General features: G+C 33.8%; 16 protein-coding genes. 8 read left to right on the forward strand and 8 right to left on the reverse strand.

The features are described from left to right. The first annotated feature begins 12 nt into the window (after positions 1-12). From N4270_RS11205 to N4270_RS11220, 4 genes are read left to right on the forward strand one after another with little or no spacing between them, the layout of a single operon-like run. On the forward strand, positions 13-777 hold the full coding sequence (locus N4270_RS11205; protein WP_260097231.1) for a T9SS type A sorting domain-containing protein: 765 nt from the start codon (positions 13-15) through the stop codon (positions 775-777). Positions 778-835: 58 nt separating this feature from the next. Then, on the forward strand, positions 836-1,684 hold the full coding sequence (locus N4270_RS11210; RefSeq protein WP_260097232.1) for a DUF5777 family beta-barrel protein: 849 nt from the start codon (positions 836-838) through the stop codon (positions 1,682-1,684). A 9-nt stretch (positions 1,685-1,693) separates the two neighbouring features. After that, positions 1,694-2,056, forward strand: a complete 363-nt coding sequence (locus N4270_RS11215) for a hypothetical protein (RefSeq protein ID WP_260097233.1) — start codon at positions 1,694-1,696, stop codon at positions 2,054-2,056. A gap of 17 nt (positions 2,057-2,073) precedes the next feature. Beyond that, a complete protein-coding gene (locus N4270_RS11220) occupies positions 2,074-2,613 on the forward strand; it encodes a YceI family protein (RefSeq protein WP_260097234.1) in 540 nt (179 codons plus the stop codon). A 4-nt stretch (positions 2,614-2,617) separates the two neighbouring features. On the opposite strand, the gene N4270_RS11225 is transcribed toward N4270_RS11220, so the two are convergent. The 4 genes from N4270_RS11225 to rpmH form a co-directional block, all read right to left on the reverse strand. After that, the gene (locus tag N4270_RS11225) at positions 2,618-3,388 is read right to left on the reverse strand and encodes a T9SS type A sorting domain-containing protein (RefSeq protein ID WP_260097235.1); all 771 of its coding nucleotides are present in this window, start codon (positions 3,386-3,388) and stop codon (positions 2,618-2,620) included. A gap of 131 nt (positions 3,389-3,519) precedes the next feature. After that, on the reverse strand, positions 3,520-4,389 hold the full coding sequence (locus N4270_RS11230) for a T9SS type A sorting domain-containing protein (protein ID WP_260097236.1): 870 nt from the start codon (positions 4,387-4,389) through the stop codon (positions 3,520-3,522). Positions 4,390-4,528: 139 nt separating this feature from the next. After that, entirely contained in the window at positions 4,529-7,381 is a 2,853-nt protein-coding gene (carB, locus tag N4270_RS11235) for a carbamoyl-phosphate synthase large subunit (protein ID WP_260097237.1), read from the reverse strand. Between the two features lie 102 nt (positions 7,382-7,483). Continuing rightward, entirely contained in the window at positions 7,484-7,645 is a 162-nt protein-coding gene (gene rpmH / locus N4270_RS11240; RefSeq protein WP_028873397.1) for a 50S ribosomal protein L34, read from the reverse strand. 196 nt (positions 7,646-7,841) lie between these two features. On the opposite strand from rpmH, the gene N4270_RS11245 reads away from it, so the two are divergent. The 3 genes from N4270_RS11245 (at position 7,842) to N4270_RS11255 (ending at position 10,124) form a co-directional block, all read left to right on the forward strand. Further along, positions 7,842-8,741, forward strand: coding sequence for a DUF6263 family protein (locus N4270_RS11245; protein WP_260097238.1), 900 nt, complete (start codon positions 7,842-7,844; stop codon positions 8,739-8,741). Continuing rightward, entirely contained in the window at positions 8,731-9,291 is a 561-nt protein-coding gene (locus tag N4270_RS11250; protein ID WP_260097239.1) for a DUF2892 domain-containing protein, read from the forward strand. The genes N4270_RS11245 and N4270_RS11250 overlap by 11 nt, the downstream gene beginning before the upstream one ends. A gap of 143 nt (positions 9,292-9,434) precedes the next feature. Next, positions 9,435-10,124: a hypothetical protein gene (locus N4270_RS11255; RefSeq protein WP_260097240.1), complete on the forward strand. Its 690-nt coding sequence runs from the start codon at positions 9,435-9,437 to the stop codon at positions 10,122-10,124. Positions 10,125-10,127: 3 nt separating this feature from the next. Here N4270_RS11255 and cls read toward each other — a convergent pair whose 3' ends face one another. The 3 genes from cls to N4270_RS11270 all read right to left on the reverse strand — a co-directional run bounded on the left by cls (position 10,128) and on the right by N4270_RS11270 (position 13,270). Next, the gene (gene cls, locus N4270_RS11260) at positions 10,128-11,582 is read right to left on the reverse strand and encodes a cardiolipin synthase (RefSeq protein ID WP_260097241.1); all 1,455 of its coding nucleotides are present in this window, start codon (positions 11,580-11,582) and stop codon (positions 10,128-10,130) included. Then, a complete protein-coding gene (locus N4270_RS11265) occupies positions 11,582-12,532 on the reverse strand; it encodes a lytic transglycosylase domain-containing protein (RefSeq protein ID WP_260097242.1) in 951 nt (316 codons plus the stop codon). The genes cls and N4270_RS11265 overlap by 1 nt, the downstream gene beginning before the upstream one ends. Before the next feature lie 72 nt (positions 12,533-12,604). Beyond that, on the reverse strand, positions 12,605-13,270 hold the full coding sequence (locus N4270_RS11270) for an alpha/beta hydrolase (RefSeq protein WP_260097243.1): 666 nt from the start codon (positions 13,268-13,270) through the stop codon (positions 12,605-12,607). 116 nt (positions 13,271-13,386) lie between these two features. Between N4270_RS11270 and N4270_RS11275 the strand changes: the two genes are divergently transcribed. Continuing rightward, the gene (locus tag N4270_RS11275) at positions 13,387-13,683 is read left to right on the forward strand and encodes a GNAT family N-acetyltransferase (protein ID WP_260097244.1); all 297 of its coding nucleotides are present in this window, start codon (positions 13,387-13,389) and stop codon (positions 13,681-13,683) included. A gap of 61 nt (positions 13,684-13,744) precedes the next feature. Here N4270_RS11275 and N4270_RS11280 read toward each other — a convergent pair whose 3' ends face one another. Continuing rightward, positions 13,745-14,239, reverse strand: coding sequence for a hypothetical protein (locus N4270_RS11280; RefSeq protein ID WP_260097245.1), 495 nt, complete (start codon positions 14,237-14,239; stop codon positions 13,745-13,747). Positions 14,240-14,485 lie beyond the last annotated feature (246 nt).

Genomic DNA, 14,485 nt, shown 5'->3' on the forward strand with positions numbered 1-14,485 from the left:
AAACAATACGCTATGAAAACAAACTACATTTTAAAAACCCTTCTAACTCTAGTATTCGCAACTTTAATAAACCATAAAAGTAATGCGCAACAATTCAAATTATTAGTCGTTGATCCAGCTGCTGACACCGTAACAATCAAAAATTTTGGCTCCACAACTGTAGATATTGGTGCTTACAGATTATGTAGTCTTATTTCTTACAGAACCTTATCATCACAAACAACCGTTATTAGTGGTTCATTAAATTTAGCTCCAGATGCCGAAGTTACAGTGTCTATACCTGGCTATTTAAATGATACTGCTGCCGATTTGGGCTTGTATTTACCTACAGGTAATTTTGCTACACCTGCTAATATGATTGATTTTACACAATGGGGAAGCTCTCCCAATGGTAGAGAAAATGTTGCAGTAGCTAAAGGTATTTGGACAGCTGGAACATTTATAAACGTGTCTCCTCCATATGAATTTAACGGAGGCGAAACAGATTTTGGAGTAAATTTCTGGCAAACCCTTTTAAATGTTAATGACTTAAATGCGACATCTAGTTTTAATATTTATCCTAATCCATCAAGTTCACTATTGCATATAGAATTAAATAGTAATCAAACTGATTTAACGTATCAAATATTTGACATTCTTGGGAAACAAATTATTACAGAAACTTTAAATACGTCATCATTAACACAAATTGACATTTCAAATTGGAACAGTGGTTTATATCTCATCAAAATATCAATTGGTGATCAAACTGAAACCAAACGTTTTATCAAACAATAACCAATTATAATAGCCAAATGTTTAATAAAGCATTTGGCTTGTTTTAGCCTTTTAAGCAATGAAAAATCTATTCATACTAATATTTCTCGTCCCAATATTATCGTTTTCTCAAGATGATTTATTATCTGAAATAGAACCAAAAACTACTGATAATCAATTTACTACAGCAGCATTTAAAGGTTTAAAAATTGTAAATTTTGAATCTACCAAACTCGTAGCAAAACAAGAGCTCACTTTTATAGTATCACATAGGTTTGGTAGTATAGAAAATGGTTTTGATAGTTTTTTTGGTTTAGATGACGCAGTGACTCGTCTCCATTTTGTATACGGACTAAATGATTGGCTAAATCTTGGTGTTTCTCGCAGTTCATTTCAAAAAATCTATGAAGCATCTGCGAAATATAGGTTGTTTAGACAGCAAGAACATAAATTCCCATTTACTATTGTAGGATACAATTCTATACTCGTTAATACTGCTTTAGAAGAAGCAAATTTGCCTAAACTAGAATTTAAACACCGTTTGAGATACACAGCACAACTACTTGTATCTCGAAAGGTAAGTACAAATTTTTCTTTTGAATTCGCGCCAACTTTCTTTCATGACAATTATGTCCAACAAAATAACCAAGATAACTCTCAATTTGCACTTGGTTTAGGTGGTCGGTATAAGTTATCTAAACGATGGTCTCTCAATGCCGATTACGGTTGGCATTTAAATAGGGCTAGTAATTCACCGTTTAGAAACCCTCTATCCATAGGTATTGATTTAGAAACCGGAGGCCATGTATTTCAAATGCACTTTTCAAATGCGCAAGCAATGAATACTAATGGCTTTCTTGGCCAAGCCACTGGCAACTGGAGTGATGGAAACATCTATTTCGGATTTAATTTAAGTCGGGTATTTTAAATAAAAAATATGAAAACTAAAAAGACACTTTATATAATCGTATTGGCTGTAACTTTTTGTTGTACTAGTGTAAGTGAAGAAGATTTGATAGACACAACACCTGTACCTATGACTGTGACTTATGAAGCTAATATTAAAACTATCATTAATACTAACTGTATCATTTGCCATAATAACCCTCCTGTTAATGGTGCACCTATTACTTTGGTTACCTATAATGATGTTAAAAATGCAGTTGAAAATAACGGACTCATATCGCGTATATCGTCAAACGACTTGAGTTTTTTAATGCCGTTTGGAGGTCCTAGATTACCACAAAGTACGATTGATTTAATCATTCAATGGGAAACCGATGGCTTGCTAGAAGAATAATTTAATACACTATACTAATGAGACCGATACTATACTTCTTCCTGTTAATGTGGTTTAATGTTTCAGCACAAACAAAATATTTAACTAAAACAGGGACGGTTAGTTTTGAAGCTTCTGTTCCTGCATTTGAAGAAGTTGCCGCAAAAAGCAACTCAGTTACTGCCATAATCAATTTAGAAAACGGCGAATTTGCAGCCTTGGTATTGGTTAAAAGTTTTCGTTTTAAAAATGCATTAATGGAAGAGCACTTCAACGAAAACTATGCTGAGTCTGATCAATTCCCTAAGGCTACATTTAAAGGAAAACTTAAAAACTTTAATTTCGATAACACTAAATCTTCCTATACTATTGATGGCGAATTGACTTTCCACGGAAAAACAAAAACCATGAAAACCATAGTCATTTCCTTTAAAACAAATGACAATCTAATAACTATAATTGGAGAGTTTTCGGTAAAAGCTTCCGATTTTAATATTGAAATTCCAAAAATTGTGAGTCAGAAAATTTCTGAAGATATACAAGTCCAATTTCAATTTGAACTTCAAAAAAAGAACTAAAGTATCATTGCTTTATAAAACGTTTCGTTTGAGTGAGATCATCACTTGAAACGCGAACCATATAGATCCCTGAATTCCATTTAGAAACGTTGATTGATTTATATTGAACACCATTCATTTCAATATCTAAAATCTTTTTTCCGAGTAAATCATAGACTCTAAGTGTTGCGTTTTCGATAGTATTCGGTATTTCTACATTAAGATACAATGATGCTGGGTTGGGTGAAATTGAAAATTTATTAATGTCACTTGGGTTTTCTACACTTAATAAAGTATCCCAAAATGTAACGCCAGTATCTGAAGCTCCACCAGTAAATTCATATGGAGGAGACACATTTACAAATGTTCCAGCAGTCCAAATCCCTTTTGTCACGGCAACACTTTCTCTTCCATTAGGAGAACTACCCCATTGAACAAAATCGACCATACTTGTATCAGATCCAAAATTTCCGGTTGCGATATAAAGTCCCAAATCTGCTGCAGAATCATTTAAAACCGCACCACCAGTAAGAGATACGACAACTTCAACCTCTGCATCTGGAGCTAAATTAAGAGAACCACTTAAGACTGTCATATTAGATAAGGTTCCATATTTAAATAAGGAGCACAACCTATAACTAGAAATATCTAGCGTTGTAGATCCGAAATTTTTAATTTTAACTGTTTCAGTGGCAGGATTTACTTCAACTATTTTGAATTGAGCGTGAAGTTTTTGAAAAGATAAACCAAAACAAAAAATGACTATAAGACTGCAAAAAAGGTATTTTTTTCTCATAATAATTCAGTTTTGATATTATAGTGCTATACAATTTACTGAAATATTTTGATTTTTTTATACAGTTAGTACAAATAAAAATCCCATTGATTAAAAACCAATGGGACTAAATTTACTATTTTAGAAACGCTTTATTGTTTAACGAAACGTTTTGTAAGTGTTTGTTTATCTGTAGAAACTCTGACTAAATACACTCCAGAATTCCAGTTAGACACATCAATTGAAGACGTCATAGCACTCAATGATTTGGCATATACTTTCTTTCCTAAAACATTATAAACTACAACATTCGCATTATTTAGAGTTTGTGCTAATTTAATGTTTAATTTAGAAGTGGCAGGATTAGGAGAGATTTCAAACTCGTTTTGAGTATTAAACTCTTCTGTACTTAATGTGGTTGATGCTATAATATTATCTAAGCCAAGTGTCGCTTCAACCTCAGTTACATTGGTTCCCCAAGCAGGAACTTCACTACTTAAGATACGCATAACTTGAACATTTGCTAAGACGCCAGCTGGTGTTAATGATCCTTGTATAACTGTAAAATCTGAAGGCGAAATTGGAATCGTAATTGTTGTCCAACCAGATCCAGCAGCTACAGCTACAGCATTCGTTGTACAGATTCGTGTGCCGCTCCCTTGAAAAGCGACTCTCATATTTAAATCGTTTATGCTCACATTCACATCCATCTTAATAGCAACAATACCTTCAGAGGTATAGTTAGAGGTCCATGGTGAACTAGCACCCGAACTAAAAATTACCATTTTACTTGATGGCGTATCTGGAATGCCATTAGAAGAAAACTCAAGATAATTATCATCTGCTCCTGCAGGACCACCAGTTGCAACATTCATGGGTTGCTCTTCAGGAGGAGCTGCTGCTCCTTTTTGCCATGTTTGGGTGGTACCATCTTCAAAATCAGCAACCTGATTAGCCATCACCTGAGATGTTGCTAAAGCAGAAGTTAATAGTAATGAAGCTAAAAGTAATTTTGTTTTCATAATATATCTTTTCTATTAAAATCTTTAAAAACTTAACTATAAGTAAGCAAAAATGATTCCAATATTAACGTATTTCAAATTTTAAGCTAAAATAGTAATTAAAAGTGTATAGAGACTAGTCGTTTATCGAAAAAAAACGCTATTTGCTCAAATACATTTTACGTCTTGAGTATAAGTTGTAAAACTCATCCTCTTTTAAGCTATCAATAAATAAAATACTTTCTCCTGTACTCTTCATTTCTGGACCTAGTTTCTTATTTACATTAGGGAATTTATTAAACGAAAACACTGGCTGCTTGATGGCATAACCTTCTAATTTCGGATTGAAATTAAAATCGGTTACTTTTTTATCACCTAGCATGACTTTGGTCGCATAATTTACATACGGTTCTCCATAAGCTTTCGCAATAAAAGGAACTGTACGGGATGCTCTAGGATTGGCTTCAATGATATAAACCATATCATCTTTAATAGCGAATTGAATATTGATTAATCCAACAGTATTTAAAGCTAAAGCAATTTTCTTGGTATGATCTTTAATTTGCTGCATTACAAACTCGCCCAAGTTAAATGGTGGCAAGGTTGCATTACTATCACCAGAATGAATTCCACAAGGTTCAATATGCTCCATAATACCAATGATATAAACATTTTCACCATCGCAAATAGCATCAGCTTCGGCTTCTATCGCACCATCCAGATAATGGTCTAAAAGCAATTGATTTCCTGGCATTCTTCGGAGTAAATCAACCACATGTTCTTCAAGTTCCTCTTTATTAATTACAATCTTCATTCCCTGTCCTCCAAGTACATAGGATGGTCTAACCAAAATTGGAAAGTCTAACACATCAGCAATTGCTGAAGCTTCGTCTGCGGTCGTTGCAATATCAAATTGCGGATAAGGAATATTATTTTCTTTTAAAAGATTTGAAAATCGTCCTCTATCTTCAGCTAAATCAAGAGACTGGTATGTGGTTCCAATAATTTTAATGCCGTAGCGATCTAATTTTTCAGCTAATTTTAATGCTGTTTGGCCACCTAACTGAACAATCACACCTTCGGGTTTTTCGTGACGAATGATGTCATAAATATGTTCCCAGAATACAGGTTCAAAATATAATTTATCGGCAATGTCAAAATCGGTTGAAACTGTCTCAGGGTTACAGTTAATCATGATGGTTTCATAACCACATTCGGCAGCTGCCAAAACACCATGAACACAGCAATAATCAAACTCAATCCCTTGTCCGATACGATTCGGACCAGAGCCTAAAACGATAATTTTCTTTTTATCTGAGACTTCACTTTCATTTGCTGAAAACTTTGTTCCATCGGCTGTTTCGACTTCATTTTCAAACGTTGAATAATAATAAGGTGTTTCTGCTTTAAATTCGGCAGCACAAGTATCAACTAACTTATACACACGATTAATATTGAAATCTTCACGTTTTTTATACACCTGACTTTCCAAGCATTTAAGCATGTGCGCTATTTGTCGGTCACCATAACCTTTTTGTTTGGCTTCGAGCAGCAATTCACGATCTATAGTATCAATTGTAAAGGTTGAAATTTCTTTCTCTAATTCATGAAGTTCTTCATACTGTTTTAAAAACCACATATCAATTTTAGTGATTTCATGAATTCGGCTTAAAGGAATCCCCATTTGAATCGCATCATAAATCGCAAAAACGCGATCCCAACTAGCATTTGTTAACTTATCAATAATTTGCTGATAATCTTTATAACCCTTTCCGTCGGCTCCTAAACCATTACGTTTAATTTCGAGAGATTGTGTTGCTTTATGAAGTGCTTCCTGGAACGAACGACCAATAGCCATAACTTCTCCAACAGCTTTCATTTGGAGGCCTAATCGTCGATCTGAACCTTCAAATTTATCGAAATTCCATCGCGGAATCTTCACTACAACATAATCTAATGTTGGTTCGAATAAAGCCGAGGTTGAGCCTGTAATCTGGTTGCTCAATTCGTCTAAAGTATAACCTATGGCTAATTTCGCTGCTATTTTTGCAATAGGATAACCTGTGGCTTTACTAGCCAAAGCTGAAGAACGCGATACACGCGGGTTGATTTCAATAGCGATAATTTCTTCATTTTCATCAGGACTCACAGCAAATTGTACATTACAACCACCAGCAAAATCGCCTATACTACGCATCATATGAATGGCCATATCACGCATTTTCTGAAATGTTTTATCAGATAAAGTCATTGCTGGCGCAACAGTAATCGAATCTCCAGTATGAATCCCCATTGGATCCATATTTTCTATCGTACAAATAATGACAACATTGTCATTTTTATCTCTTAAAAGTTCCAGTTCATATTCTTTCCAACCAATCAAAGCCTTGTCTATCATCACTTCATGAATTGGAGATACTTCTAAGCCACGCGTTAAAAGCTCGTCAAATTCTTCTTCCTTATAAACAAAAGATGCACCTGCTCCTCCTAAGGTATAAGAAGCTCTAATCACTAAGGGAAACCCAAAGTCTTGAGCAATTTCTTTTCCTTTTAAATACGAATTAGCTGTTGCTTGCGGCGCCATACCCACACCTATTTTAAGCATGAGCTCTCTAAACTGCTCTCTGTCTTCAGTAATATTTATGGCATCAATATCAACACCAATGATATCAACATTAAAATCGGTCCAAATTCCTTTTTCATCAGCTTCAATACATAAATTTAATGCAGTTTGTCCTCCCATTGTTGGCAAAACGGCATCAATTTGAGGGTGCTCTTTTAAAATTTTTATGATAGATTTTGTGGTTAAGGGCAAAAGATAGACATGATCGGCCATTGTGGGATCTGTCATAATTGTTGCTGGGTTCGAATTGATAAGAATCGTTTCAATTCCATCTTCACGAAGCGAGCGAAGCGCTTGTGTTCCTGAATAATCAAATTCACATGCTTGCCCAATGATTATAGGACCTGAGCCTATGATAAGAATAGATTTTAATTTTTCGTTTTTTGGCATTTCTTTTTAATCTTTAGAGAGTTCAAAAATAGGTAACATATAGGTACAAAAAAAGGTGTTACACCTAAGTAACACCTTTAATATATTAACAATTGTTAATCATTATCTTTTATGTCTAGTTTCAGATGATACAGACAATTTCTTTCTTCCTTTAGCTCTTCTACGTGCTAAAACTTTTCTTCCGTTAACAGAAGCCATTCTTTCTCTGAAACCGTGTTTATTTCTTCTTTTTCTTTTTGACGGTTGAAACGTTCTTTTTGGCATTGTCTTATATTTTTAAAAAACTTATATCTTTTTTGGTTGAATTGAGCTGCTCTCAAAACTGCGTGCAAATATACAAAGAGTTTTTACTTTGCCAAACCTAAAATAAAATTATTTTCTGTTAAAGATAACAATCCTATTACTAGTAACAAATTGATAAAAAATTAGTTTCTTTGTAGCTCCTAAAATTAAATACTAAATGAAGTCTCTTTTACTCAGGTTTTTTGTTGCATTTATTGTTACTACAAACCTTATAACTGCACAAACAAAACTTGCATATAATTTAAATGTTGGTGATGAATTTAAAGTCAATCAAATTGCAATACAAGATATTGTACAAGACATGAATGGTCAAAAGCACGAAATGAAAAATTTACTTGAAGGTGATTTTACATTTGCTATTGAAGCTGTTAATGACAGTGTTTACCACATCAAGTTTAAATTTGACCGCTTTAAAATGGTGTCGACCTCTAACTTAATGGGCGAACTATTTAATATTAATACAGCAGACCCGATTGAGGAGGATGATATTGAAGGTAAATTATTTTCGCAATTAGTTAAAACCGATTTAAAAATGATCATGTATAAGAATGGAAAAATAAAATCCATTACAGGTTCTAAGGCTCTTATTAATAATATGGTGAATGCCGCTGGCGATTTTGATGAATTCACTAAAGAATTGATGAAAGAGTCTATGAAAAAAGAGTTTAGTAATGAAAGTCTAGCCAAGAGCTTTGAGCAAATGACCTATATTTATCCATCTAAGAAGGTAGCAAAAGGTGATACTTGGAATAATAAATTTGAAGGGGATTTGTCTTCAGAAAACACATGGACTCTTAAGAGTATCAAAAAAGATGATGTTGAAATAACTGGACAAAGCACCATTACCTTTAATACTATAGATGAAGATTTAGAAATGAAGCTAACAGGTGAGATGACTTCTGACCTGATTACATCTTTTGAAACTGGTTTTGTAAAAACAATGAAAACCCATTCTGTTGCTAAAGGCAATTCTATTTTACACAATATGAATGACCTCGAAGTACCAACAACTATTACCTCAAATATCACCTATAAAGTAGAAAAACATGTTCAATAAAAATATCAAACTTGTTATTGCAGCACTTATTATAGCTTATGCTGTTTACCAATTTACTGAAGGTTTTATTGGAAATGGAATTATGTACATTTTATTATCGTTAATTTTCATCTTCCTTTACTTCAAAAATGAATTTATACTATTAGCGTTTTTAAAATTAAGAAAGCAGGATTTTGAAGGTGCTAAAAAATGGTTGAGCAAAATCAAAAACCCGCCTAGTGCATTAGTAAAAAAACAAGAAGGTTATTACAATTACCTTCATGGTGTTATGGTTTCGCAAACGAATATGAACGAAGCCGAAAAATACTTCAAAAAAGCATTAGACTTAGGATTATCAATGGATCATGATGTCGCTATGGCTAAGTTAAATTTAGCCGGAATAGCTTTCAGTAAACGCAGACCTTTAGAGGCTAAACAATTGTTAAATGAAGCCCAGAAATTAGATAAAAGAGGGATTTTAACCGAACAGATTAAAATGATGAAAGATGGCATGAAAAAATCTCAAGGTCCAAAACAACACTACGGAAATCGCAATATGAGACGTCGTTAAAGACACGAAACAACGTTACTTTCGTCGGTTTATTGTTCAAAAAGAGGACACTTCTCTAAAAATTAGACCTTTCAACGAGTTTATTTAGGTGTAGGATGTATTACATATACATTTGTAATGTATTAACCTACAAATAATTAACAATGCGACTCTATGCAACACTACTACTATTTATAAGTATATTTTTGGTACATGCCCAACAACCAAAGATGTATTTTGACATGCAGTTATCAAAGCACCTAAAAGCTTACAAGACCCAATCTGAAGTAGCAATAGAAAATAACGACAAAGCGCATGCTGAGTTTCTCTTTGATTCTTTATTTAACAATCATTTAAAGCTGAGTTATATTTCTGAAATGACCTTGAACAAGGTTAATGGCGGCCAACTTAATACTGCTGATGTAGACCATGCCTTTCTTTTAATTACAAAATCGGCTTGGGAACAAATTGACGAGAAAGAAATTGAAGCGATTAATAGAATGTCTAAAATGTACAAAGGACAAGTTGATATTGTTGTTTTATTCTGGACATCGAGATCTATCGCTAAAAAACGAGGAAGCGATTTCAGTTCGTTAGTGACTGTCACTTACGTTGATGAACGAGACAATAATGCTAATCACATCATCAAACCTTATAAACATTCGTTTGGAGCACCAACTTGTTTTTTCATTTCTGAAAACAAACAACTCTTAGATATTGACAGAAAGTTTACTGCAAATTTAAATCTGGAGGATTCTGAATTAGCCTTTGAATCGGCACATCAGCAAATAAAAAAGTTGATTCTTTTTAATGACGAAGCAACAAACGAAGGAATCATCACAACCTTAAATTAATTACTATAGCAAAGGTGCCCAAAGCCTGGTAAAAGATTCTTTTAGCTTATCTAGTTTTGGTCGGTTATTCCATTCCGTAAAATCAATAATTTCAGAGTCTTCTATATCTTTAAGAAATTGAGACTTTAAGAGTTTACTTTCTTCTGTATCGTAAATCAACGCATTAATTTCAAAATTAATATTAAAGCTTCTGTTATCAAAATTACAGGTGCCAATTGTAGAAAACACATCGTCAACCACCATCGTTTTTGCATGCACAAATCCCTTACTATATCTATAGATCTTTACCTCTGCTTCCAGCAAAGGCTCTAAATAAGAATTTGTAGCGTGCTCGGCAACCCAACTATCAGATGTTTTAGGAATAATAAGTCGTACATCAACACCTATTTTTGCTGCAATTTGCAAAGCGGTAATGATTTGATCATTAGGAATAAAATACGGTGTTGTGATATAGATATAACTTTCGGCATTATTGATTGCTGTTAAAATAGCCTCCATAATATTAGCCCAATCGGTATCAGGACCACTCGCAGCAATTTGAACTGCCACATTTTTCTCACAAGTTGTGACTGGAAAATAACTTTCTTTTATTTCAATTTCACGTTTGGTAACAAAGTCCCAGGTGGTCAAAAAATGAAACTGCAAAACCTTTGTCGCTTCACCATCTATTCTTAAATGCGTATCTCTCCAGTATTTATTAGAATCTGGAGAATTGACATAATTATCTGAAATATTGATACCGCCAACATAACCTATTTGACCGTCAATCACGACAATTTTTCTATGGTTTCTGTAATTAGACTTTCCTGTGAAACTAGAAAACACCACTGGCATAAACGGAAAATGTTCAATTCCACTCTCATTGAGTTGATGCTTCATTGCCGAAGACAATTTACTTCCAACATCGTCATAACTTATTTTAACCTCAACGCCTTCTCTGGCTTTTTCACATAGCGTATCCAATATTTCTGTACCAATGGCATCGTCTTTAATAATGTAATACTCTAAATGAATATGACTTTTGGCTTGGTTTAAATCTTTAAGCAAGCGTTCAAACTTAACTTCTCCATTAAACATAATTTCTACGTCATTCCGTAAGGTTAAGGGAGAGCGTTCACTGGCTTTAAGAAGTTTGACCAGCTTTATTTTTTCATCCAGTTTATCATTGATTTTCTTTAAATCACGGCCTTCCATTCTTAAACTCTCTCCAGCGGATTGAATAACTTTGGAATTGACAATATGCTTACGATTGAATATTTTAGTCTTTCGGTATTGTTGTCCGAAGAGATAATAAATCACCAATCCGAAAAACGGAAAAAGTGCTAAAATGATGATGTAAGAAACGGTTTTGGTCGGACTGATATTTTTTAACAATACCGTTATAATTGCCGAAACTGCCAACAGGTAATTGACAATTATTAAAATGGACCAAAAATGCTCTTTTATAAAATCAATCATTAGGGTTTAACCGAATAGAATCCTTCTTTAGGGATTTCTATATAGTATTTTTTTCTAGACTTATTGTTAAGCTTAGGCTCTCTTAACCACGGATTGTGGATTTTAAGTATTTTGTAGTTGATGCCATATCGTTGTGCGAATTTTGTGAAATCGGTAACCGCAGTATCCACTTCTACTTTATACGTAGGAATAGGTTTGTATAAATCTTCAGATGTAAAATTAAACCCATATTTAGTTGGATTGCCTAAAATTTCCTTCAACGCAACAATTCTAAATACATAGCGACCTGTTTCTTCTCCTAGCAACAAATCGTAATAGTTAGAAACATTTTGTTCATTTAAACGTCTGGAAACACCTGCGTTTCCAGCATTATAAGCCGCTGCGGCTAAGGTCCAAGATCCTAAAGCCTCTTTAGATTTTAATAAATATTTACAAGCGACTTCTGTAGCCATTTCCAAATGGTAACGCTCATCAACATTACTGTTAACTTCCAAACCATTTTCACGACCTGTTGCAGGCATAATTTGCCATACACCTCGTGCGCCTGCTGGAGACACCGCATTGGTTAAACCACTTTCAATAACTGCTAGGTACTTAAAATCTTCAGGAATCCCATGCTTTTTCAGTATAGGTTCAATAATCGGAAAATACTTTTCGGCACGTTTAAACATTAACAAGCCATTAGATTGCCAATAGGTATTAACCAATAACTCTCGGTCCATGCGTTCTAAAATATCTGGATCGTTTAATGGCATAGCCTCGCCTGCAAAATTCAAATCATCAGGGACAGATAAAGCATAAACATTATAGTCGTTTATCATTTTTGAAGTCTCTGCTACATCATGATCATACGGTATTTCATCGACCTTATCAGATTGTACAGCAAAAATAAATAGCCCAGACACACATACTAAACCAATAGCTGCTAAAATATTTTTAATAATTGTCATAATCGTTGTATTTAGGGACAGCCATTAATTGACTGCATTTCAAATGTATAAAATTAAATGATGCCTTTCAAGTTAGTATAAAATTAGTTTTGGTAAATTTTCGTTAAACCATTTAAACTTATTAATGACCATGATATGCGAACCGCCTTTTAAAACAATACAGTTGCCGCCACATGAATGCGGGAAAACCGCATCTTTATCACCATGAATATAAATAGCATCAGGATTAGGCGCATCTTGATTCCATTCAATAACTTGTTCAATGGCCCAATCTAAATAGTGTTTATCACTTACCGACAGGTATTTTTTATACAATTCTATACGTTTTATAATGGTCTCTCCAAATGCATATTTCGCCAGGACATCGATACTGGCCACCAACTGTGTTGGTAGTAGCTTATAGGCCTTCGTGTACTTCATGACTTTCATACGCTTTGGGAGCTCGTGCTTAGATTTTACGCTAGATACGACAAACAATTTTCTTAACGTTATATGCTTGCATATTTCTTGCACTAAAATACCACCAAAAGACACGCCTAATAATACAATATTGTCATGATGAATTTGCTCTGCAATCATGCGCTTGGCATAAGACTCCAGCGATTCCTTTTTCTCAGGCATCATCCACTCTAACCAATGGATTTTAAATTGATCTTCAGGTAATTTTATATGTTCGAATATCGTAGGGTTTGCTGCCATTCCTGGCATAAGATACACGTGTATAATTTCTTGTTGCATAAGCAATTATAGTATTGAGTTTGTAATATCTCTTAAATTTTTCGTAAATTTGCATTACAAAACTATGCAAAAGTATAGTTCTACCCTACCGACCATTGAATTAAATACAAATTATTATGATTGATGCTGCTGAATTAACAGACAATGACTTTTTACGCCAATTTGAACTGAAAGTCGATGGTAATCTTGCAAAGATTGAATATTCGCTCCAAGACCGAAAAATCTTTTTAACCAAACTTATTATTCCTGAAGGGATTTCAAATGAAGACTTTGAAGAAGAGTTTTTAACACTCGTTTTTGACACCATTTCTGAACGAAACATCAGTGTGGTTCCTACAAGTCCGGAAATCGCAAAATTTATCAGGCGCCACCGCAAATACAAAAAATTGCTTCCAGTAGGCATTAGAATATAACACAAAAAAAAAAAAATCCGAAGTTAGTCTTCGGATTTTTTTATGATGTGTATTTCAAAAATTATAATTTCTCATAAACGAGTGTCAGATTTTCAAAAGCGACAATGGCGCTAAAATCTTCATTGTAAATTTCTATGGCATTTTCAAAAACTCTGGTTAGTGTATTTCCATTAATTGAAGTTTCTAATGCATTTCGTTGGCTTGAGTCTAAGACTTCCGAAGAACTGATGTAGCCTTCAGAACAAAAGACTTCAAAATTATAATCGCCATCACTAACAGATTTTGAAATATTAATGTCATGATGAAACGTATCGTAAGAAGTCATGGTATTATTAGCTTCAATAGTTAATGTTTCATTGACTTCACAATCGATTTCATCTAAAATATTCTGGTTTTTGATATCATCTTTATTGATATCGGCTGTAAATCCAATATCATAATTAATTAAACGCCAAGTCCCATTGAGTGAGGCATTCGTTTCAGACGCGTCGGTAGAACACGAGGTCATTACAAACAAAAACGAAATTATAGACACTAAGGTAAGTACTTTATTCATGGGGCTTAATCAATTTAAACCGAAAGTATAGGTATTACAGTAACTACAACAAAATACTCGATAAGTGTAATAAATTAAGGTTAAAAAGCGTACCAACAAATATTTAGGGAATGATATGATGACATAAAAACATCAAAACTCCATTCAATTTACTTGGAATTAGGAGGTTAAAAACAGGAGTACAATCACAATCACAGAAGTGATAATTAGCTTTCTCATTGGAGGAATTGAATTAAAAAATCGGGC

It is taken from the genome of Psychroserpens sp. SPM9 (assembly GCF_025153525.1).
Classification (GTDB): Bacteria; Bacteroidota; Bacteroidia; order Flavobacteriales; family Flavobacteriaceae; genus Psychroserpens.